The organism is Streptosporangium sp. CA-115845, from assembly GCF_050943795.1.
In the GTDB taxonomy this organism is placed as follows: domain Bacteria; phylum Actinomycetota; class Actinomycetes; order Streptosporangiales; family Streptosporangiaceae; genus Streptosporangium.
Window position 1 is genome coordinate 1998674 of the sequence record NZ_CP191988.1, and the last position, 21411, is coordinate 2020084.

21 protein-coding genes are annotated in these 21411 nt (G+C 67.3%); 8 read left to right on the plus strand and 13 right to left on the minus strand.

Annotated features, from left to right (window positions below; genetic code table 11):
- The first annotated feature begins 57 nt into the window (after positions 1 to 57).
- The 6 genes from ACQP0P_RS11465 (at position 58) to ACQP0P_RS11490 (ending at position 5418) form a co-directional block, all read left to right on the plus strand.
- Positions 58 to 666: an ArsR/SmtB family transcription factor gene (locus tag ACQP0P_RS11465; RefSeq protein ID WP_433374648.1), complete on the plus strand. Its 609-nt coding sequence runs from the start codon at positions 58 to 60 to the stop codon at positions 664 to 666.
- Between the two features lie 228 nt (positions 667 to 894).
- Entirely contained in the window at positions 895 to 1836 is a 942-nt protein-coding gene (rpsB, locus tag ACQP0P_RS11470; protein ID WP_433374651.1) for a 30S ribosomal protein S2, read from the plus strand.
- Between the two features lie 108 nt (positions 1837 to 1944).
- Positions 1945 to 2778, plus strand: a complete 834-nt coding sequence (gene tsf, locus ACQP0P_RS11475) for a translation elongation factor Ts (protein WP_433374653.1) — start codon at positions 1945 to 1947, stop codon at positions 2776 to 2778.
- A 122-nt stretch (positions 2779 to 2900) separates the two neighbouring features.
- Complete coding sequence (pyrH, locus tag ACQP0P_RS11480; protein ID WP_350924039.1) at positions 2901 to 3596, plus strand: UMP kinase; 696 nt, start codon at positions 2901 to 2903, stop codon at positions 3594 to 3596.
- A 365-nt stretch (positions 3597 to 3961) separates the two neighbouring features.
- Positions 3962 to 4519 (plus strand): ribosome recycling factor, encoded by a 558-nt coding sequence (frr, locus tag ACQP0P_RS11485; protein WP_433374657.1) that lies wholly within the window; start codon positions 3962 to 3964, stop codon positions 4517 to 4519.
- Positions 4520 to 4575: 56 nt separating this feature from the next.
- Positions 4576 to 5418 (plus strand): phosphatidate cytidylyltransferase, encoded by an 843-nt coding sequence (locus tag ACQP0P_RS11490; protein ID WP_433374659.1) that lies wholly within the window; start codon positions 4576 to 4578, stop codon positions 5416 to 5418.
- A gap of 6 nt (positions 5419 to 5424) precedes the next feature.
- Here the strand turns inward: ACQP0P_RS11490 and ACQP0P_RS11495 are convergent, their stop codons facing one another.
- On the minus strand, positions 5425 to 6507 hold the full coding sequence (locus ACQP0P_RS11495) for a suppressor of fused domain protein (protein ID WP_433374662.1): 1083 nt from the start codon (positions 6505 to 6507) through the stop codon (positions 5425 to 5427).
- A 72-nt stretch (positions 6508 to 6579) separates the two neighbouring features.
- On the opposite strand from ACQP0P_RS11495, the gene rlmN reads away from it, so the two are divergent.
- Positions 6580 to 7689: a 23S rRNA (adenine(2503)-C(2))-methyltransferase RlmN gene (gene rlmN / locus ACQP0P_RS11500; RefSeq protein WP_433374666.1), complete on the plus strand. Its 1110-nt coding sequence runs from the start codon at positions 6580 to 6582 to the stop codon at positions 7687 to 7689.
- 201 nt (positions 7690 to 7890) lie between these two features.
- Here rlmN and ACQP0P_RS11505 read toward each other — a convergent pair whose 3' ends face one another.
- From ACQP0P_RS11505 to ACQP0P_RS11560, 12 genes are all read right to left on the minus strand, one after another.
- A complete protein-coding gene (locus ACQP0P_RS11505) occupies positions 7891 to 8778 on the minus strand; it encodes a haloalkane dehalogenase (RefSeq protein WP_433374669.1) in 888 nt (295 codons plus the stop codon).
- A gap of 62 nt (positions 8779 to 8840) precedes the next feature.
- Positions 8841 to 10022 (minus strand): lipid-transfer protein, encoded by a 1182-nt coding sequence (locus tag ACQP0P_RS11510; RefSeq protein WP_433374672.1) that lies wholly within the window; start codon positions 10020 to 10022, stop codon positions 8841 to 8843.
- Positions 10023 to 10024: 2 nt separating this feature from the next.
- Complete coding sequence (locus ACQP0P_RS11515) at positions 10025 to 11224, minus strand: acyl-CoA dehydrogenase family protein (RefSeq protein ID WP_433374674.1); 1200 nt, start codon at positions 11222 to 11224, stop codon at positions 10025 to 10027.
- A 4-nt stretch (positions 11225 to 11228) separates the two neighbouring features.
- Complete coding sequence (locus ACQP0P_RS11520; protein ID WP_433374677.1) at positions 11229 to 11660, minus strand: Zn-ribbon domain-containing OB-fold protein; 432 nt, start codon at positions 11658 to 11660, stop codon at positions 11229 to 11231.
- Complete coding sequence (locus tag ACQP0P_RS11525) at positions 11657 to 12838, minus strand: acyl-CoA dehydrogenase family protein (protein ID WP_433374680.1); 1182 nt, start codon at positions 12836 to 12838, stop codon at positions 11657 to 11659. Before ACQP0P_RS11525 ends, ACQP0P_RS11520 begins: the two co-directional genes overlap by 4 nt.
- Positions 12839 to 12905: 67 nt before the next feature.
- Positions 12906 to 13301, minus strand: a complete 396-nt coding sequence (locus ACQP0P_RS11530; RefSeq protein ID WP_433374682.1) for a MaoC/PaaZ C-terminal domain-containing protein — start codon at positions 13299 to 13301, stop codon at positions 12906 to 12908.
- A gap of 48 nt (positions 13302 to 13349) precedes the next feature.
- Positions 13350 to 13928: an FAS1-like dehydratase domain-containing protein gene (locus ACQP0P_RS11535; RefSeq protein WP_433374685.1), complete on the minus strand. Its 579-nt coding sequence runs from the start codon at positions 13926 to 13928 to the stop codon at positions 13350 to 13352.
- A gap of 82 nt (positions 13929 to 14010) precedes the next feature.
- On the minus strand, positions 14011 to 15309 hold the full coding sequence (locus ACQP0P_RS11540; protein WP_433374688.1) for a TRAP transporter large permease: 1299 nt from the start codon (positions 15307 to 15309) through the stop codon (positions 14011 to 14013).
- Complete coding sequence (locus ACQP0P_RS11545; protein ID WP_433374691.1) at positions 15309 to 15794, minus strand: TRAP transporter small permease subunit; 486 nt, start codon at positions 15792 to 15794, stop codon at positions 15309 to 15311. The genes ACQP0P_RS11540 and ACQP0P_RS11545 overlap by 1 nt, the downstream gene beginning before the upstream one ends.
- Positions 15795 to 15975: 181 nt before the next feature.
- Positions 15976 to 17007 (minus strand): TRAP transporter substrate-binding protein, encoded by a 1032-nt coding sequence (locus ACQP0P_RS11550; protein WP_433381818.1) that lies wholly within the window; start codon positions 17005 to 17007, stop codon positions 15976 to 15978.
- A gap of 586 nt (positions 17008 to 17593) precedes the next feature.
- Entirely contained in the window at positions 17594 to 18334 is a 741-nt protein-coding gene (locus ACQP0P_RS11555) for an IclR family transcriptional regulator (RefSeq protein WP_433374694.1), read from the minus strand.
- A gap of 161 nt (positions 18335 to 18495) precedes the next feature.
- Entirely contained in the window at positions 18496 to 19269 is a 774-nt protein-coding gene (locus ACQP0P_RS11560; RefSeq protein ID WP_433374696.1) for an enoyl-CoA hydratase-related protein, read from the minus strand.
- Positions 19270 to 19601: 332 nt separating this feature from the next.
- On the opposite strand from ACQP0P_RS11560, the gene ACQP0P_RS11565 reads away from it, so the two are divergent.
- Positions 19602 to 21254, plus strand: coding sequence for an AMP-binding protein (locus ACQP0P_RS11565; RefSeq protein ID WP_433374699.1), 1653 nt, complete (start codon positions 19602 to 19604; stop codon positions 21252 to 21254).
- Positions 21255 to 21411 lie beyond the last annotated feature (157 nt).

The following is a 21411-nucleotide window of genomic DNA, read 5'->3' on the forward strand; positions in this document are numbered from 1 at the left end:
TAGCCCTTCACAGTTATGAAGGCAATGTTTCATATTTGGAGTGGGTACGGTCTGCACATGACCGAGGTACGGAAGCACAGGTCCCTCAGCGATCCCACGGCGATGCGTGCGCTGGCCCACCCCGCGCGGCTCGCGATCCTGAACCGGCTCCACGCCGAGGGGCCCTGCACCGCGACCGAGGTCGCCGAGGTCGTCGGGGTCACGCCGAGCGCGGCCAGCTACCACCTGCGCATGCTCGCCAAGTACGGCTTCGTCGAGGACGCGCCCGCGCGCGGCGACGGCAGGGAGCGGCTGTGGCGCTCCAGCCCCGTGGGCCTGAGCGTCACTCCCGATCCGGACGACGGCCCGGACGTGCGCAGCGCCAAGGAGTTCCTGATCAAGGCCGTGCGGGACCAGGCGGCGGACGAGGTGACCCGGGCCATGCAGAGCATGGAGCGGGAGTCCCGGGAGTGGCGCGAGGCCATGATGTTCAACCGCGCCGTCCTGCTGGTCGACGCCGATGAGCTGAAACGGCTGAACGAGCGGATCGACGAGCTGCTCGCCCCCTACCTGACCACCGTCAGGGACCGGGCGGACGCTCCGTCCGGAGCCCGGATCGCCGAGGCGCAGGTCAGTCTCTTTCCTCGGGCCCGGCGCCGGCCACACGGCCTGCCCAGTGACGCGTAAGGGGTGCTTGACGACCGAAGGTCAGGGAGAGGCCCGGGTACGGGTACAATTTTTGGTGGCCCATTCGTCATGGGCCGACTTCGCATGCCCCGTCAAGAGCCAAGATCCCTCGGTCCGGGTGAGAGCCCGGCTGGATCCGGTTCGGGGCATCAGGGCGACATCCACAGGTTGTCGCGGCCAACCGAGAACAGCGCCCAGAGATGGGCGCCCCGATCTGGAGGACAATCAATGTCCACCCCCGTCGTCACCATGCGACAGCTGCTCGAAAGCGGCGTGCACTTCGGCCACCAGACCCGTCGCTGGAACCCGAAGATGAAGCGCTTCATCTTCACCGAGCGCAACGGCATCTACATCATCGACCTGCAAAAGTCGCTGGCCTTCATCGACAGGGCCTACGACTTCGTCAAGGAGACCGTCGCGCACGGCGGCACGATCATGTTCATCGGCACGAAGAAGCAGGCCCAGGAGGCCATCGCCGAGCAGGCCGCCCGCGTCGGCATGCCGTACGTCAACCAGCGCTGGCTGGGCGGCATGCTCACCAACTTCTCCACCGTGCACAAGAGGCTCCAGCGCCTGAAGGAGCTGGAGGAGCTCGACTTCGACAACGTGGCCGCCTCGGGGCTCACGAAGAAGGAGCTCCTCATGCGCCGTCGCGAGAAGGAGAAGCTTGAGCGCACCCTCGGCGGCATCCGGGACATGTCCCGGATTCCCAGCGCCGTGTGGGTCGTCGACACCAAGAAGGAGCACATCGGGATCAGCGAGGCTCGCAAGCTTCACATCCCGGTCGTGGCCATCCTCGACACCAACTGTGACCCCGACGAGGTCGACTACCCGATCCCGGGTAACGACGACGCCATCCGCGCCGTCGGCCTGCTGACCCGCGTCGTCGCCGACGCCGTCGCCGCCGGTCTCATGGCCCGCGCTGGTGCGGGTCGTGGCGGCGACGACAAGCCGGCCGTCGCCGGTGGCGCCGAGCCGTTGGCCGAGTGGGAGCAGGAGCTGCTGGCCGGTGGCGCCGAGAGCGCCCCGGCCGCCGAGGCCCCTGCCGAGGCCGAGGTCGCCGAGGCTCCTGCCGAGGCCGAGGTCGCCGAGGCTCCTGCCGAGGCCGAGGTCGTGGAGGCCCCTGCCGAGGCCGAGACCGAGACCGAGACCGCCGAGAAGCAGGCCTAGGTCATCTCCGTACGGCCTGGCCGTACGACCCGCAAGACCCTTCCGGGTGGGTGCCGCTCAGTCGGGGGCACCCACCCGATCCACGACGATTCCCACGAGGAAAAGACAATGGCTTCCGTGAACATGGCCGACGTCAAGCGGCTTCGTGAGCTGACCGCCGCCGGCATGATGGACTGCAAGAAGGCTCTTGAGGAGTCCGAGGGCGACTTCGACCGCGCGGTCGAGCTCCTCCGCCTCAAGGGTGCCAAGGACGTCGGCAAGCGTGAGGCTCGTACCGCCTCCAACGGCCTGGTCGCTCTGGAGCAGGACAGCGACTCCGCCGCCGCGCTGCTGGAGCTCAACTGCGAGACCGACTTCGTCGCCAAGGGTGAGCGTTTCCAGGAGCTCGCGGCCCAGGTGGTCAAGCACGTCCTGGCCTCCAGGCCGAGCGACGTGCCCTCGCTGCTCGAGTCCGAACTCGACGGCAAGAGCGTCAAGACGCACCTCGACGAGGCCAACGCCGCGCTCGGCGAGAAGATCGAGATCCGCCGGTTCGCCGTGCTTGAGGGCGGTTTCATCGGCTCCTACATGCACAAGACCGACCCCCAGCTGCCCCCGGCGGTCGGCGTGCTCGTGCAGCTCGACACCCCGAACGCCGGTGTCGCCAAGGACATCGCGCAGCACGCCGCCGCGATGGCCCCGAAGTACCTCAGCTCCGCCGAGGTCCCGGCCGACGTCATCGAGAAGGAGCGCGCGCTCTTCGAGGAGATGACCCGCGAGGAGGGCAAGCCCGAGGCGGCCATCGGCAAGATCGTCGATGGTCGTATCAACGGCTGGTACAAGGACTTCACCCTTCTTGAGCAGTCCTTCGTCAAGGACAACAAGAAGTCCGTCGCGAAGTTCGCGGACGAGAATGGTGTCAAGGTCCAGGCCTTCGTCCGCTTCAAGGTTGGCCAGGCCTAATTCCAGACGCCCGCTCTTTACACAGAGCACCAAACGAGGAGGCCGCCGCCGTGCAGGAGAATCCAGGACCCGCCACGTCGGCGGTTTCTTCGTACTCGGATCCGCTTCGCTGGAAGCGGGTGATGTTGAAGCTGTCCGGTGAGGCGTTCGCCGGCGGCGAGCCGCTGGGCATCGACCCGGCGGTCGTGGGTCACCTCGCGGACTCGATCGCCGAGGCCGTCCGAGGTGGCGTCCAGGTCTCGGTGGTCGTGGGCGGCGGCAACATGTTCCGGGGTGCCGCCCTCTCCGAGCGCGGCATGGACCGGGCGAGGGCCGACTACATGGGCATGCTCGGCACGGTCATCAACTGCCTGGCCCTCCAGGACTTCCTGGAGAAGCGGGGGGTCGACACCCGCGTCCAGACGGCCATCACCATGCAGCAGGTCGCCGAGCCGTTCCTGCCCCGCCGTGCCATCCGTCACCTGGAGAAGGGCCGAGTGGTCATTTTCGGGGCGGGGCTCGGCTCGCCGTTCTTCTCCACCGACACTTGCGCCGCGCAGCGAGCGCTGGAGATCGGCGCCGAGGCTCTGCTCAAGGGCACCCAGGTGGACGGCGTCTACGACGCCGACCCTCGGAAGAACCCCGATGCCGTCCGGTTCGACCACCTCGAATATGGTGAGGTGCTGACCCGCGGTCTGGGGGTCATGGACGCCACTGCCATCAGTCTGTGCATGGACAACAACCTTCCCATCGTGGTCTTCGACCTCATGGGTGAGGGCAACATCCTGCGGGCCGTGCGCGGTGAGAAGATCGGCACGCTGGTAAGTCCGGCACGTTAGGGAGCGAGCCCGACGTAGCGAGCGGAGTGGTGCGTGAGGTAGGAGCGTGCCGCGAAGTGAGTGAGGAGTGGGGAGCGACCAGGAGACAGGGAGCGAGCCCGACGTAGCGAGCGGAGTGGTGCGTGAGGTAGGAGCGTGCCGCGAAGTGAGTGAGGAGTGGGGAGCGACCAGGAGACAGGGAGCGAGCCCGACGTAGCGAGCGGAGTGGTGCGTGAGGTAGGAGCGTGCCGCGAAGTGAGTGAGGAGTGGGGAGCGACCAGGAGACAGGGAGCGAGCCCGACGTAGCGAGCGGAGTGGTGCGTGAGGTAGGAGCGTGCCGCGAAGTGAGCGAGGATGGTGAGTGACCGAGAAGACAGGGAGCCGCTGTGATCGACGATACTCTCCTCGAAGCCGAGGAAAAGATGGACAAGGCCGTGTCGGTGGCGAAGGAAGACTTCGCAGGCATCCGCACCGGTCGGGTCACCCCGTCGATGTTCAACAAGATCAGCGCTGAGTACTACGGGACGCCCACCCCCATTCAGCAGCTTGCCTCGTTCCACGTACCCGAGGCACGCATGGTCATCATCCAGCCTTTTGACAAGAGCTCGATGGCCGCGATCGAAAAGGCGATCCGCAACTCGGACCTCGGTGTGAACCCTGGTAACGACGGAGCGGTGATTCGGGTGGCCTTCCCCGAGCTGTCGGAGGAGCGCCGCAAGGAGTACATCAAGGTCGCCAGGAACAAGGCGGAGCACTCCAGGATCTCCATCCGTAACATTCGTCGTAATGCCAAGGAGATCCTGGACAAGCTGGTCAAGGATAGCGAGGCCGGTGAGGATGAGGTGCGCCGGGCGGAGAAGGAGCTTGACGACCTCACCCAGAAGCATGTCGCCAAGATTGACGAGCTGCTCAAGCACAAGGAATCCGAGCTGCTTGAGGTTTGATCCATGATCCTTGTCCCGCGCGGGCGCTCCGTGCGGGACAAGGATTTTGTGTATGTATGAAAGTAGGACCCCCTGTGGAACCCGTGGCGGGCAGTAGCCGTACCGGCCGGAATCTTCCCGCTGCGGTGGCGGTAGGTCTCGCCCTGGCGGCGGTCACCATAGCCTCCCTCTACTTCGTAAAGGTGCTCTTCCTCGTCGTGGTGATCGCGGCGGTGGGCGTCGGAGTGACGGAGCTGGTCAGGTCGTTCGAGGCCAGAGACATCAGAATCCCGCTGATCCCGGTTCTGGTCGGCATGGCCGCCATGCTGACCGGCGCCTACTGGGGCGGGACCGCCTGGCTGGTCGGCGTCTTCGCGATGACCGTGCTCGTGCTGATGATCTGGCGGATGTTCCTGGGCACCGAGAACTACGTCCGCGACATCACCGCGACCATCCTGGTCGTCGTCTATCCCTCGCTGCTCGCCGGGTTTGTGGCGCTGCTTCTCGCCCACCCGACCAAGGGCGCGGACCTGGTGCTCGTCTTCATCGCGACCACGGTCGCGAGCGACATCGGTGGATATTTCGCTGGGATATCCCTTGGCAGGCACAAGATGTCCCCGATGATCAGCCCGAAGAAGACCTGGGAGGGCTTCGCCGGGTCGGCACTGGCCTGCATGGCCGTGGGCGGCTGGCTGGTGGCGTGGCTGCTGAAGGACGACGTCTGGAAGGGTGTCCTCATCGGCGCGGTCGTGGTGGTCTTCGCCACCCTCGGTGACCTGGTCGAGTCGGTGATCAAGCGCGACCTCGGCGTCAAGGACATGAGCAGCGTGCTCCCCGGCCACGGCGGCATGATGGACCGCCTCGACTCCCTCGTCGTGGCGCTGATTCCGGTCTGGGTGCTGTTCACCCTGCTGCTGTGAAGAGGCTCATCTCGTCCCGGTGAGCCGGGTCGCCGACAGGCGCGGAAGCACCGCCCGGTAGCCCTCGGCCGAGACCAGGTTCAGCTCGTCCGGGGTGATCGGGATGAGCCAGAGCCACTGGACGGAGTCCCCGCCGAAGGAGAAACTCGACAGGTCGGGCAGCCCCGGCAGCCCGGTCAGCATCATGACCCCGCCGTAGGCGGAGCCGAGCGGGAAGGTCTCCGGCCGGTGATACCACCTGGCGGTGTGGCCGTGGCCCAGCCAGGTGACCGAGTGCCAGGGGTACTGTCCCAGCCACAGGAAGAGCCGGGCCGCGTCACGGGCGTCGCCGGGGGAGGCGACGGCGAGCTCCACCCGGGCGTAGGCATCGGGCCGGTCGATGTACTGCTCGACGGTGGGCATCCGCTGGCAGCTCATCCCGACGGTGGACAGGATCGTGTACTCCCTGTCCCGCTCCGGCGGTCGCTCGGTGATGCCCACCGTGGGCATCCGCTCGCCCCCGGCGTCCCAGAACCGGCCCGCGGTGCCGACCCTGCGGTCCAGATGGCCCATCACGAACTGCTGGAACGACGCCCAGGCGCCGTCGCCGCCCCGCCACTCCCAGTAGGCGCGGGCCTTGGCGATCCGGGAGGCCAGGCCGTCCTGGGCCTCCTCCAGTGACCAGGCGAGCGGGGACTCGCCCAGCGCATCGCGGCAGTAGCCGGGCATTCCCCGGTGCATGTCCGCCCAGCCGGGAATGACCGCGAGCAGCTCCTCGTTCTCATACAGGGCGACGCCGTCGCCCTCCTCGAACCACAGCGCCCGCAGCGTGCCCAGGGGGCCTCTGCCGTCGGGGTGCCGGGTGTTCGCCCGGGGGGCGGTCGGCGGGAGTGCGGAGTCCAGGCGGTCCTGGTCGAGCCCCTCGGGAGCGGGGCCGTGATTGGCCAGCCAGACGGCTCCGTGCACCTCCCCCTGCGATCCGCACAGGTAAGCTACCGAGGAAGTCTCGTCGCGTTCGACCACCAGGGTGCGGCTCCGGTAGGGATTGACGTCGGTGAGCACGACCTCGACGCCGTCTCCCCGCTCTCCTGTGGGGCGGTTTGTCGCCATACCTCCGGACTCTAGATTACGGTCGGGCGCCGCTTCGAGTATTCGCGTAACCGTCGAGAGAAGGCATTGGACGTGTCGACTGCCCCCGTACCCGGCCAGCTCACCTTCGTGGCGCCGCGCCGGGCCAAGCCCGCCCGCCACCTGGCCGACCTGACCATGGCCGAGCGCCGGGCGGCGGTCGCCGAGCTGGGCGAGAAGCCGTTCCGTGCCGACCAGCTCTCCCGGCACTACTTCGAGAAGCTCAACGGCGACCCCGCGCTGATGACGGATCTTCCGGCCGCTGCCAGGGAGAAGTTCGCCGCCGCGTTCTTCCCCAGCCTGCTGACCACGGTCCGGGAGATGACCACCGACGCCGGCACCACCCGTAAGACGCTGTGGCGACTCTTCGACGGCGCGCTGGTCGAGTCGGTCCTGATGCGCTACACCGACCGCACGACCATGTGCGTGTCCTCGCAGGCGGGCTGTGGCATGAACTGCCCGTTCTGCGCCACCGGACAGGCGGGCCTGACCCGCAACATGACCACCGCCGAGATCGTCGAGCAGGTCGTCGCCGGAGCGCGGGCACTGGCCGCCGGTGAGGTTCCCGGCGGTCCCGGGCGGGTCAGCAACGTGGTCTTCATGGGCATGGGCGAGCCGCTGGCCAACTACAAGGCCGTGGTCGGCGCCGTCCGCCGGATGGTCGAGCCCGCGCCCGAAGGGCTGGGCATCTCCGCCCGGGGCATCACCGTCTCCACGGTCGGCCTGGTTCCGGCGATCGGCAAGCTCGCCGGGGAGGGGCTGCCGGTGACGCTGGCGCTCTCGCTGCACGCTCCCGACGACGAGCTCCGCGACACCCTGGTGCCGATCAACACCCGGTGGAAGGTCGCCGAGGTCCTCGACGCGGCCTGGGACTACGCGGCCAGGACCAAGCGCCGGGTCTCCATCGAGTACGCGCTGATCAAGGACATCAACGACCAGGAGTGGCGGGCCGACCTGCTCGGCAAGCTGATCAAGAACAAGCTCGTGCACGTCAACCTGATCCCGCTCAACCCGACCCCGGGTTCCAAGTGGACCGCCTCCCGGCCCCAGGACGAGCGGGCCTTCGTCCGGCGCCTGGAGTTTCACGGTGTGCCGGTGACGGTCCGTGACACCCGCGGCCGCGAGATCGACGGCGCCTGCGGCCAGCTCGCCGCCGCCGAGTAGCCGCCCATACGAGGCCGGTGAACACCGGCCGACCTGCTTCAACGAGTACGTCGGCAGGTGGGCTGCGTTTCGCGTCTGATCGACGGGAAGAAGAGCATCGGCGTCTTCTCACGGTGGGTGGCCGGACACGCCGGCATGGCCGGCGTGTCCGGCGTTGTCGTCGGCACCTCGTGGGTGATCATGCGGACGCGCGTGCCGTGCTCACCGCCGTAGTTCGCGGATGAAGTCGGCCACGGCCCGGCCGATCTCGTCGGGGCTGTCCTCCTGGATGAAGTGACTTCCCCGCACGGTCACCTCGCGCTGGTTCGGCCAGCTTCGGCAGAACTCGCGCTGCCGCCCGGTCAGGATCGAACCGGGCTCGGCGTTGACGAACAGCTTCGGCACGTCATTCGTGCTCAGCCACGCGGAGTAGTCCCGCACCACCTCGGTCACGTCGCTCGGCTCGCCGTCGATCGGGAGCTGTCGCGGCCAGGTCAGCGTGGCACGGCGATCTTCGCCTGACCGGGCGAACGGCCGCCGGTACTCGGTCATCTCCGCCTCGGTGAGCGGTCTGATGACCGATGCCGGCAACACCCGCTCGACGAAGGTGTTCTTCTCGAGCACCATCTCCTCGCCGGCCGGGGAGCGGAAGCCCTGGAAGACCCGACGCGCGTTCTCGGGCCAGTCGTCCCAGGTGACCGGTGTGACGACGCCTTCCATGTACGCGAGGCCCTGGACGCGGTCCCGGTGCTGGTTCGCCCAGTCGAAGCCCAGAGCCGATCCCCAGTCGTGCAGGACGAACACGACCCGGTCCCCCAGATTCAAGGCGTCCCAGAGAGCGAAGAGGTAGTCACGTTGCTCCGCGTAGCGATACCGGTCGGGCCCGGACGGGGAAAGTTTGTCCGAGTCGCCCATGCCGATGAGGTCGCACGCGATGAGCCGCCCGAGCCCCCGGCAGTGCGGCATGATGTTGCGCCAGAGATACGACGAGGTCGGGTTGCCGTGCTGGAACACGATCGCGTCACCCTCGCCCTCCTCCACGTACGCCATGCGGCTGCCGTGGACGGTGAGGGTCTTCTTTGTTCCGAAGGCGTTCGGGTCAATCGGCATGGTGTTCCTCCGAGGACGGTCCGTGGACGAGGGATATGGCGGTCACGCGGGCACCCTTCGGCTCATCCGTCCCGCCCCACGATGAGGCCGCTCGTCGGCACCCCGGTGCCGGCGGTGACCAGGACATGCTCCACCTCGGCGAGTTGGTTGCAGGAGGATCCGCGGATCTGCCGCACGGCTTCGAGCACTCCGTTCATGCCGTGAATGTAGGCCTCACCGAGTTGGCCGCCGTTCGTGTTGGTCGGAAGCCGGCCGTCCAGTTCCAGGTGGCCGTCACGGATGAAGTCCTTCGCCTCTCCCCTGCCGCAGAAGCCGAAAGCCTCCAGTTGCGGTAGGACAAGGGGGGTGAAGTGATCGTAGATGATCGCGGCCTGGATGTCCTCCGGGCCCAGGGAAGCGGCCGCATAGAGCTGGCGCGCCACGAGCGCCATCTCGGGCAGCTCCACCATCTGCTCGTCCGGCCGGTAGTAGCTGGTCATCATGTGCTGGTCGGCCGCGGCGCCCTGGGCCACCGCCCTGATCATGACGGGCCGGTCGGTGAGTTCTCGCGCCCGCTCGGCACCGGTGACCACGATGGCGACGCCGCCGTCGCTCTCCTGGCAGCAGTCCAGCAGGTGGAGCGGCTCCACGATCCACGGCGAGGCCTGGTGCTCGGCCAGGGTGATGGGCCTGTCGTAGAACCAGGCATCCGGATTACGCGCGGCGTGTTTGCGCCCCACGACGCTCACCCGCCCGAAGTCCTCGCTCGTCGCGCCGAACTCGTGCATGTACCGCCGGGCGAACGGCGCCACCCAACCGGCCGGCGTGAACAGCCCGTACGGGGCGATCCAGCTCATCACCGAGTCGAATCCGTCCGCCGAGGCGGAGTGCGAACGCCGCCCGGCCCCGTATCGCCGGCCGGAGCGCGCGTTGATCGCACGGTAGATCACCACGGTCTTGGCCACGCCTGCGGCCACCGCGAGCGCCGCCTGCTGCACCACGGCGCAGGCGGCACCGCCGCCGTAACCCACCCGTGAGAAGAAGGTCAGCGGCCCCAGGCCGAGCGCTCTGGCGAGGTCGATCTCCTGGCTTGAGTCACTCGTGTACGTGGTCAGCCCGTCGACGTCCTCGGGTCGAAGCCCGGCGTCCGCGATCGCCGCCTTCACGGCCTCGATCGCCAGCCGTAGTTCGCTGCGTCCCGAGTTCTTGGAGAACTCCGTCTGTCCGATGCCGACGATCGCGGCCTTGTCTCTCAACTGTTCCATCGTCAGCTCATCTCCGCCGGTTCGACACCGCTCGGCCGGTACGGGTCGCCGGGGGGCGGCCCCACCGCCGCTGTGCCGGCGTCGGCCAGGTGGCGTCCGATCTGGTCCAACATCGGGTGGGCCGAGCCGAGGCTGAGTTCCTGCGACTTCGCCCAGAGGGTGTAGCGATGCAGCGGATACTCGGTGTCGACACCGATCCCACCGTGCAGGTGCTGCCCGATCACCGCGAGCCTCTGGCCGGACTCGGCGGCCCAGTACTTGGCCAGCCTGACGGCCTGCGCGGCATCGCGCCCGTCCGACAACGCCCACGCGGCCTGCCACATGCTGTTCCGGATGCACTCCACCGCGAGATAGGCGTCGGCAAGGCGCAGCGCGACCCCTTGGAAGGCTCCGAGCGGGCGTCCGAACTGTCGCCGCTCGCGGACGTGGGACGTGGTCATCGCCAGGATCTGCTCCGCCACTCCGAGCTGTAGCGCGCAGACCGTGACCGTGGATCGCTGGAGCACCCAGCTGAACGCCTCTGCGCGTTCCTCCGCCCCGCGACCGAGCAGGTCGCCCTCATCGATCACCGCGTCGTCGAAGCCGACCTGGTACACCGGCTCGCCGTGGGTCGCCTGCTGCGGCGTCAACCGGACGCCGGCCGAGCCGGGATCTATGGCGGCGACGGCGATTCCGGAATCCGGGATGCGGACCGGGGTCAGGATGCGCTCCGCGAGCCCGGCGTACGGCACGCAGATCTTTTCACCGGTGACCAGCCAGGTCCCCGCCGGGCCGGGCCGCGCCGACACTCCGACGTCGGCCGGATCGTGCGCCCCGGCCTCGATCAGTGCGGTGGACAGGACGCAGTCACCCGTCACCACTCGGGCCAGGACCGACTCGCGCAGGGCGCCGGACCCGAACCGTTCGATCGCGGGCGCCGCGACGGCCAGGGCCGGACCGGCGGGAACCCGGATCAGGTGCCTGCCCTGAGCCCACAGCAGGGCGCACACCTCGAGAAGGCCGAGGCCGGATCCGCCGAACTCCTCGCCGACCGCGATACCGAGCAGGTCGGCCCTCGCCATGTCGGCCCATGCCTCGGAGTCGAACGACTCGGCCGAGCCGGGAGGCGCCTGGTGGCCGACCGAGGCGGCGGAGCGGGGACCGAAGACGCTCTCCGCGGCCGAATGGATCGCCCGCTGTTCCTCACTCAGACTGAAGTCCATCTACTCAACCGCTCTCACCGTGAATCGGGCGGAAGAGCGGCAGCGTGAGCCCCTCTTCCACCTCCGTGAACTCGACCTCCACCGGAAGCCCGATGGCGACGTCGCCGGGCGGGACGCCGACGAGCTGGGACACCAGCCGGATTCCCTCCGCCAGCTCGACCACGACGACCGAATATGGTTCGGTGAACGGTGGTACCAGCGGCCGGTGAACGGTCGCATGGCTGTAAACGGTTCCGCGCCCCGAGACGCTGCGGTATCCCAGCTCGAACGACCCGCACGAGGCGCAGTGCGGAAGGGGCGGGTGGATGAGGCACCGGCATGAGTCGCACTGCTGCACGCGCAGCTCGCCCAGCTTGACACCTTCCCAGAAGAACTCGTTCTCCTGATCGATCAACGGCTGTGGCCGCCGAGGTGCAGGCGGCGTGGGGACGCTCATCTCGTCCCCCGAGGTAGGTTGAGCCCGGTCCATGCGATGATCTCTCGTTGAATCTCGTTGTTCCCGCCGCCGAAGGTGTACAGGACAGCCGTGCGGTACTCCTGCTCGATCCGCCCCTGCAGCTCGGCCCCGGGTGACCCGGCCTTGAGCGCGCCCGCCGGCCCCATGACCTCCAGCAGCAGCCGGGCGACCTCCTGATGCGCCTCCGTCGTGAGGACCTTCGCGGCGGATGACTCGGCCGCCGTCAGCGTTCCCGCGGCCAGGGCGGCGGTGACCCGCCAGTTCGACAGCCTCATCGCCTCGACGAGGGTCCAGGCCCGAGCCAGCGGCATCCGAGCCGACGGCAGATCGATGATCCGGCGACCCGAGGGTGTGGTGTGCTCGCGTGCCCAGGTGACGACATCGTCGAACGCCTGCTGCGACCAGCTCCCGGATCGGGCCGCGATGCCGGCCCGCTCTCGGTTGAGCTGGCTCGTAATGATCTTCCATCCGTCGTTCTCGGCGCCGACCAGGTTCGCCGCCGGCACCCGCACGTTCTCGTAGAAGCTGAACGCGGTGTGCTTGTCGGTCATGACCGGCAGCGGCGTGGCGCTGAAACCCGGACTACCGGTGGGCACGATGAACACCGAGAGATTGCGATGCCGCGCCTCGACCGGCCCGGTCCGAGCCGCCAGCCAGATGTAGTCCGCCGTGTCCGCACCCGTCGTGAAGATCTTGCTGCCGTTGATGACGTACTCGTCGCCGTCGCGCACCGCTCGGGTCGTCAGCGCGGCGAGATCGCTGCCGGCCTCGGGTTCGGAGTACCCGATCGCCCATTCGACCTCCCCGGCGACGATCGCCGGAAGGTGGAACGCCTTCTGGTCGGCGGAGCCGAACGCCATCAGGGTGGGGCCGACCGTCTTCAGCCCGAGGAACGGCAGCGGGACGCCCGCCCGGTAGCCCGCGTCGAAGACGATCTGCTCGGCGAGGACGGACATGCCGCGCCCGCCGAACTCGGGTGGCCAGCTCACGCCCAGCCAGCCGTCCTGCCCCAGCCGCCGCCGTAGCCGCCGAGTCGTCGGTCCGCATCGTGGCTCGGCCCGCAGGCCGGTCCGCACCTGCGGGGTGAGCAGGTCGCCGAAGTAGCGGTCCAGCTCGCGTTGAAGCTCCAGTTGCTCGTCGGTATAGCTGAGAAACACGGGGTATTTCCTTGACGTTGACCACCGCGTCGGCGCGGTCGGGGATTGGTGGACAGAGGCGATCGGGTCACAGCGCGGGCCGAGGCAGCCCAAGCGTCAGCCGCGCCGTCACCGTGTCCTGCTGCGACTGGTTGTCGATGCGGACGTCGAGGTCCACCAGCGTCTCGTCATCGGTGACCGAGGTGCCTACGACCGTCCCGCGCACGGTGAGGGTGTCACCCGGGCAGTTCGTGGCCCGCATCTCGAACGACAACCGCCGGACGAACGACTCGGGGCCGCCCCAGTCGGTCGCGTAGCGGCCGAGGACGCCTTGGTACCACATCGTGTTGAGGAAGATGTTTCGAGCGCCCGCCGCCTTGGCGAACTCGTGGTCATGATGGATCGGGTACAGGTCCCGGGTCCCGGCCACATCCTTCGCCAACGTGGTGGCGGTCACCGCGATTCGCAGTGGAGCAAGCTCCATCCCATCCGGTATCTCCGCGCGGGAAACCGCTCCGGCTCGCACCATCACTCAGGCCTCCTCAGTGGCGAACGGCTGGTACATCAACAAGGTGTTGTGGGCGCGGGCCACCAGGCGGTCGTCCTTCTCCGTGACGAACTCGATCTCCGTGTTGAGAAAGACGCCCATGCCCACCCGGGTGCGTTTCACCCCGCTCAGGCCGACGAGAGTCTCGGACTGCCCGAGCCGACCGTCTCCGGGGCCGAACGGCTCGAGGTACTCCTCACTGCGCGTCACGTTCGTCGCCGTGTTGAAGCCGAAGTCCTCGACAATCCGCCGTGCGATCATTGAGGGGATGCTGTCGTTTCCCAGTCCGACGAGGTCATCCCGGTCACGGAAGTACTCCGGCAGCCACCAGTTGCGCATGCTCAGCGCCCAGAGCGCCTGTGGCGGGGCGATCATCCGCCCGAACCGCGAGCTGGTCGCGCGCTCTTGGTCCCAGTAGACCGGATTCCCGTCCTCCACCGCCTCGCAGAAGTTCCACACCGCCGACACTTCGATCGGCCGGGGGGACCAGCGACGAGGGCCGGGGTTGTTCAGGTGCGGAGCCGCCGCCGCGAGGAGGCGGCTGCTCACGTCTTCGACATCCATCAATCGTCTCCTAGCGATGCGCCGCACCCGCGGCGCGGCGTCCTTTCAGCGATCCGGTCCCATTCACCCGCTCGCGGCACCGCTACATCTTTCCTGGCAGGAACAGGGCGATCTGGGGGAAGGCGTAGAGCAGAATCAGTGCGATCAACATCGGGATGACGAACCGAATCGCGCCGGCGAAGATCCGATTCAGACCCAGCTCGGGGGCCACACCATGAAGGACGAAGCAGTTCATTCCGATCGGCGGTGTGATCATCCCCATCTCGATCACGATGACCATCACGATGCCGAACCAGATCGGGTCCCATCCCATCGCGAGCACGATCGGGAAGACGATGGGGAGGGTGACGACCAGCATGGCGAGGGCGTCCATCACGCACCCCAGCAACATGTACATGAGCAGCAGCGCGGCCGCGAGCAGCAACGGCGGAAATTCCTGGCCGCCGATGTACTCCGAGATCGTGATGGGCAGCCTGGTGATGGCGAGGAAGTAGTTCAGGATGAAGCCGGCGATGATGATCGCGAAGACGAACCCGACCGTCTTGACGGTGCTCCTGACCGCGGTCAGAAACTTCTCCCAGCCGATCGACCTGCGCAGGGCAACGATCACGGTCGCCGCGAGCGCCCCGAACGACGCGGCTTCGGTCGGGCTGAACAGGCCAAAGTACATTCCACCGGTCACCACGGCGAAGAGAACCAGCACCCAGATGACGTACTTCAGCGAGCTCAGGCGCTCCGACCACGAACTAGGCCGGCCGGCAGGCGCGAGCCGCGGGTTGAACCCGACACTGACCATCACCGTGAGAATGAAGAGCAAGGTCAGCATGATGCCGGGGAGGATGCCCGCGATGAGAAGCTTGCCGATGGACTGCTCGGTGAGCGTCGCGTAGATGACCAGCACCGTGCTCGGGGGAATGAGGATCCCCAGGCCGCCCCCGGCGACGATGGCCCCACCGGCGAGGCCCTTGTCGTAACCGGCGTTGAGCATCTCCTTAGAGGAGACGGTGCCCATGGTCGCGGTCGTGGCGATGCTCGATCCCGAGGCGGCGGCGAGCCCGGCGGACGCCGCGATCGATGCCACCGCCAGTCCACCCCGCATGCGCCCGGCCCAGACCCGAAATGCCTGGTAGAGCTCGCCGGTGATGCCGGAGACGTGCAGTACCTCGCCCATGAGCAGGAACATGGGAATGGTCACCAGCGAGTAGCTGAGGGTGTGTTGCCAGACGATGGAGTTGACCGCGGCCGACAACACCTCCCAACCGGAGAGATAGTAGATCCCGATCATGGCGGGAATCGCCATGGAGACGGCCACCGGTACGCGCGCCAGCATCAGCAGCAGCATCGCGATCAGGACCACGGCGCCGATCATTTCCAACGGCATCAGTGACTCGCCTCCACGTCAGCGTCGGGCCCGCGTTCCGCGCCATGCGCCGGCACCGCCCGTAGGTCAAGCAATTGGACCAGCGCGGTCAGGCTCCACGACGCGAATCCCAGCGCGAGAACGACCTTGAACGGCAGTGCCGGGATGTTCAGCAGGCCCGTGGAGATGGAGGCCGAGCCGTCCTTGACCAGGTTCTCCTGCACATAGATCCAGGCGATGGTGAACGCCATGCCCGTGATGAGCAGACTGCCAACCGCGTTGAAAACGGCCTGCACCCGGGCCGGCAGGCGTTCCACGATGAGATCGACCGAGATGTGGGAGCGCTTGGACTGGGTGTAGGCCAGCGAGAACGCGATCAGGACGACCATGGTGTGCGCGATGAGTTCGTCGACCCCGAGCACCGGAAGCCCAACCCAGCGGGAGACCACGCCGACGACCGTGATCACCATCAGGAGGACCGCCGCGGCGAAGGCGATCCACCCCATAATTCGATTCAATGCCTCGATACTTGTCCGGAGCATGTTTCACCTCATTCCATCTCTTCTATGGGGACCGGATGACCCGCCGGTGGCCGAGGCCACCGGACCTGGCGCCGTTGAGATCGACTCGTTGACGCCCGTCCGGCGGCCGCCCGGAGGAGTCGAGCCGTCCACTCCGTCCTGCCTGTCAGCCCTTGACGGGCGGCTCGACGCCCGCTGCCGACATCAGCTCGAGGTATGAGCGCACAAGACCTTGACCGTCGTAGCCCTTGCTGTTGGCGTCCTTGATCCAGACGTCCCACTGACTCTGGGATCCCGCCTTGAACTGGGCCAGGTCGGTGCTGCTGACGCTCATCCAGTCGCCACCGTTCTTCTTCAGCAGTTCGGGGAGCTGCTGCCGTACGGCGTTCTCCTCCTTGACGTAGGACTGCTGCATCAGCTCGGCGAGCTTCGGACCGAGCTCCTGGTCGAATGCCTTCTTCAGGTCATCCGGCAGCGAGGAGTGGAACTTCTCGCTCATCGCCGGCACGGTGACGCTGCCCCACGCCCTCGTGTCGAGCAGATACGGCGCCACCTCATGGATCTTGAGACCGAGTGCACCGACGACGCTGTACGGGGAGACGTCGATGACACCCTTCTGCAGCGCCTCGTAGCTCTCCTGGACGGGGATGTTGACCGGCACGCCCCCCCACGCCTTGACGATCTCGGCGTCCGCCGCGCTCTGGGCCCTGATCTTCATGCCCTTGATGTCGGCGAGGGTCTTGATCGGCTTCGTCGAGAAGAACACGTAGCTGTCGGAGACCGCGACGCCCAGGTTACGGACACCGTCGATCTTGACCTGGTCGGCGTTCTTCTGGAAGAACTCGTCGCCGATCTTTCCGCCCGTGGCCGGATCGGGGTACGCGAACGCGAGTGTCACGATGCTCAGCGGGTACAGCTTCGAGTTCATGAAGTAGCTGGGAATCACCATGCCGACGTCGTAGAGACCGCCCTGCAGGTCGGTCAGGACCGAGTTGAACGTTCCAAGCGTGCCGCCCTCGTACAGCTGCACCTTGACCCGGCCGTTGGTCTTCTCCTCAACGAGCTTCTGCCACGGCAGCAGGGCGTTCTTCGACCAGTGGTGCGACCCGGCGGTGGGGGTGCCCAGCTTAAGCGTGATGGTTTCGCCGGCACCGCCCTTGGCCTGGCTGCCACCGCCACACGCACTGAGCACCAGCATGGCGCTCAACGCCGGAACCACTCCAAGAAGAGTCCTTCTTTTCATTTCCTCGTGTTCCTTCCTCACGGAGTAGGACGAATTATTCGCATCGACGTTCTCTGAAGTGGCTCAGGCGTACTGATCTTTTCTGGGGGAGATCCTCTTGCCCGGTATCGAACCCGTTCGGTCGCGTTCATCGGGCCACCGGCGCCCTATCGCGAAGCCGAAAATCAAGTCGCCTTACTTTCGATGCCGTAACCGTAGGGCGCCGCTGCTTGGCGCACAATAGCCCGCCTGGAATCCATTTCCGCTCTGTGGAATGAAACGTGGTTCCCCGTCGACTGGGAACCGCTGGGCCCGGGAAAGTAGTGCGATATCTGATTTAGCCGCGTTGAACGCCGAGGGCGGTCGCGGTCAAGGGGCGTGCGAGGTCGCGGACATGGTGGAAGGCTCCACACTCCAGTGGCGGTGCGGACAGCCGGCCAGGGCCGGCCTCGTGGTGATCGCATGATCGGCCGTCGGTCGGGGACGACCTCACCGACCCGCTGTGCGGCGACACGGGGTCACCGGAGAAGACAGAGGCACTGCGCGTCAACCGACCGTGCACTCAGTCGGCAAGCTCCTCCGCGGCTCGTCGGAGGGCTTGCACGGGAAGCTTTCCGAGCTCGGCGGAAGTGCCGTTGGACTTGAAGACGACTCCCAACGCGAACAGTTGGCCGCCGCTGCGTATCGGCGTCGCCATGCCGCCGATGTCGTCGTGCCAGGCACCCCGGCTGACGGCCACCGTCGTCTCCTCACACGCCTTGAGCTGGCTCTCGAAGTCGCCCACGCTCCTGCCGCGTGCCTGGAGGCCGGCGCAGATCTCCTTCACCAGCCTGCTCTTGTGCGGCTCCTCCAGCCCGGATATGAGAGCGACGCCGGACGCGGAGACAGCGAGCGGGAGTCGTCCACCGACCGCCAGGCTGACCGAGTGCGGGTGTCTGCCACGTACCGTGGCGACGGTCGCGACGTGCAGGCCGTCCCTGATCGCCAACGCGGAGGTGAGACCGGTGTCCGCGCTGAGCGTGTTGAGGACCCGCTGGCTCCGGCCGAGAATCGAGATGTTCGCGAGAACCGGATATCCCAGCCGGAGATTCTTTGCGGTCAGACTGTAGGCCCCGGAGGTGGAATCCATCTGCAGGTAACCGAGGCGCACGAGACTGTCGGTCAAGCGGGACACCGTTGAGGGCGGCAGATTGGTCACACGGGCGATTTGGCCGTTGCCCATGCTTCCGGAAGACCTGGAGAGGGCTTCAAGCACCCGGAGTCCGCGGGCGAGCGCCTCGATAGGCTGGTTGGTGCCGCTCATGGCTGCATGCTACAGATGTCCTCTGAAGCATTGGAAGATGCCCCACGTCATGACCGGTGTGGAACGCTCCCGTCATGACCGCTCACCCCCGCCCGATCGCGCGGCTCCGCCGGGTATGACACGTGGGTCGAATGCGGCCGACGGATTCCACCCGACGACGGTCACCCGCCGATGTATCGGGGCTCGCGGCGCTCGAAGAACGCTGCGACCGCCTCCTTCGCGTCGTGGGTCCCGGCCAGCTCACCGGTGAGCCCCTGCTCGAACTGGTACCCGGACTTGAGGTCCATGTACTCGATCTGGTTGAGGCTCCGCTTGGCGGCCCGGATCGCGACCGGGCTGTGCCGTGCGATCCGCTGGGCGAGGTCGAAGGCCTCCTCCTGCAACCGATCCGCCGGCACCACGCTCACGATGCCGCCGTACTGCACCAACTCCTCGGCGGGCACCATGTCCGCGGTGAAGTGCATCCGGCGCACGACACCCTGCGGGACCAGCCGGGACAGGTGCTTCGCGCCGCCCATCGCACCAACCTGGATCTCCGGCAGGCTGAACTTCGCGCCCTGCGCGGCCACCACGAGATCGGCCGAGGCCGCGAGCGCGACACCGGTTCCGACGGCTACGCCCTGGACGGCGGCGATGACCGGGAGCGTCGAGTCGTAGATGGCCCAGAACGCCTCCCGCACGGTCTGCATCCGGGGCCGTGAGTTCTGCGGCGTCATGGTGCGGAACTCTTCGAGATCGTTGCCGCCGCAGAAGTGCCGGCCCTCACCCGTCAGGATGACGACGCGAGCCTCCGGCGCGTACTCCTCGATCCGGGAGAACACCTCCTTGATCTCGCGGTACATCTCCCCGTTCACAGCGTTGACCGGCGGTCGCCGCATCAGGACGGTGGCCACCTCCTCCCGGCACGTCACGTCCAAGAACTCAAAGTCGGCCATTCCGCATTCCTCTCCGTCTTCGCCTTCAAAGAAGACGCCGGGATAAAGGTTTCACTCCGGCTCGCCAGATTACAAGGCCCGCCGTGCACCGGTCGTTCCGTGTGGCGGAAATGAATTCCGGGAACCTGCATTGCCTGGTCGCATCAAGGATCCGCCGCGCACCGGGGCCGTTCCGTGTGGCGGAAATGGATTCCGGGAGTCTGCGTTGCCTGGCCCGCCAGCCCGCATCTACGCTGTGCCCATCGGGAACGGTCAACTCACGAATTCCCAGCAACCAAAGGCGATCCGGTGTTGTCAACACGGCGCGAGATCGTGATATTCGAGGAGCTCACATGCGGCCAGAGATCGGGCGCGGCGGTCTGACGGTCGGTCATCTTCTGTGGCGAATGGGTCACCTCTTTTCCGGAAAGAAGTACTGGACGGCCGACGACAGCCGGAACATGGTCTGCCGGACCTACGGTGACCTGCTCGCGATGAGCGCACAGTACGCCGCCGTGCTTACTCAGGCGGCACCGCAGCCGGGTGCCTGTATCGCCACCCTCGCCTGGAACCACGATCGCCACTTGGGCGTCATTCTCGCCACGTCGGCCGTCGGCGACGTCGTCGTCCCGTTGAATCCCCGCTCCTCCGTGGAGCACCTGCACCATGTGCTCGCGAAGGTTCCGATCAGCGTGCTGGTGTTCGACGCCGACCTGGCCGACCTCGCGCACTCGCTGCGAGCACACGCCGGCGGCGAGATGACGCTGCTCCGGTCGGGCGCCGCGGCACCGGACTGCGACTGTCCCGGGCTCGACGAGCTCGCCACGTCCCAGCCGACCTCCTTCGACTGGCCGATGCTGGACGAGAACCGGCCGATGCTCGTCTCCTACACCTCCGGAACGACGGGCATGCCGAAGGGGGTGGTCTACAGCCACCGTTCCCAGATGCTGCACGCGATGATGGCGTTGGGGGTGGACACCCTCGGTGTGTGCGAGGCCGACGTCGTCCTGCCCGCCGCCGCGTTCTTCCACGCCAACAGCCAGGGGCTGCCGTACGCCGCACTGCTCGCCGGCGCCTCGATGGTCCTGCCCGGGCGCAGAGCGGGCGACGGACCGTTCCTCGCGGAGCTCGTGGAGTCCTACAAGGTCACCTGCTTCGGCGCGGTCCCCACGGTGGTTCACCGGGTCGCCGAGGTGCTGAGGTCCGCCGGGACGCCGACTCCGCTGGCCGGCACTCGGATGATCTCAGGCGGTTCCGCGGTGGATCGCGCTCTGGTGGATCGCGTCGCCGACCTCGGCGGGCAGATGATCCAGGTCTGGGGCATGACCGAGACCTCCCCGATCGCCGCGGTCTCCCGTCCGCGCGGCTGGCTCGACCCCGAGTCCAGCCGCCACTCCCAGAGCGCTCAGGGCGTTCCGGTGGCCGGTGTCGAGTTCGAGCTCCGGGATCTGGAGACCCAGGAACCGGTCGAGTGGAACGGCCGCTCGACGGGCGAACTGAACTGCCGCGGCCCATGGATCATCAACGACTATCTGTGGGGGGACTGGCAGGGGGAGTCGCATGACTGGCTCGGCACGGGCGACGTCGCCTCGATCGACGAGTCTGGATACATGCGGATCGTCGATCGGCTCAAGGACCTCGTGAAGTCCGGCGGCGAATGGATCGCGACGCGCCGGCTCGAAGAGGCGATCCTTCAGGTGGACGGCGTGGTGGAGTGCGCCGTCGTCGGCATCCCCCATCCCGAATGGGGCGAACGGCCGGTCGCGTACGTGGTGGCACGGGAATGCGCCGATGTGGACTCGCTGGGTGCGCGGATCCGAAGCGCGCTCGTCGGCTCCGTACCCAAGTTCTGGCTGCCCGACGACGTCCGAGTCCTCGACCGGCTTCCCCGTACGCCGAACGAGAAGATCGACAAGATGGCACTCCGGCGTGCCATGGATGTCCCGCCCGCCGACCAGGCCGCGGGATCGGCGGCTGGGCGGCCCGAGGGCGCCGCGCGGCCGTAGCGGCGGTAGCGGCGGTAGCGGTATCCGGAACGCGCCCCGGCCGACCGCACGCCGCGGTCTCCGCCCCGCCGGGGCCGACGTTCGTCGCAGTGGCAGGTGGCGCCGACCGCCTCCTGATTTACCGACAAACACTCATCTGATAGTTCTACCGGTGACG